This is a genomic window from Caulobacter sp. 05T431 (assembly GCF_056665975.1).
This window is the reverse complement of the sequence record NZ_JBFTKU010000145.1, coordinates 1-415: the sequence shown is the minus strand read 5'-3', so window position 1 is coordinate 415 and position 415 is coordinate 1. Positions and strand designations below refer to the sequence as shown.

At 67.5% G+C, this 415-nt stretch carries 1 protein-coding gene; it reads right to left on the bottom strand.

Annotation, left to right across the window (positions count from 1 at the left end):
- Nucleotides 1–415 (bottom strand): NAD(P)/FAD-dependent oxidoreductase (locus AC1U89_RS24890; RefSeq protein ID WP_479902285.1); only part of this gene is annotated, 415 nt, incomplete at both ends.

Here is a 415-nt window from a genome sequence, read left to right as displayed (position 1 = left end):
GAAGATCAGGGTCTGGAAGCGGCCTTCGTACCAGGCTTCGACGAAGGTGCGGAAGCAATCCACGCCGGCCTTCAGCGGCTTGGCGTAGTCGGCCTCCCAGTCCACGGTCTCGCCGGCCAGCTGGCGGGCGAGGCAGGCGGTGGCCAGGCTGGCCGATTTGAAGGCGATGGTCACGCCCGACGAGAACACCGGGTCCAGGAACTCGCCGGCATTGCCGAGCAGCGCGTAGCCATTGCCCCAGAGCGAGCTGACGTTGGCCGAATAGCCGACGATCTGCCGCGCCGGCGTGTCCCAGTTGGCGTCGCGCAGCAGGTGCGCCAGCCCCGGTTCCTCGCTGACCAGCTGCTTCAGCTTGGTCATCTCGTCGCCCGGATACTGGTCCAGGAAGGACTTCTCCGCCACCACGCCCTGCGAG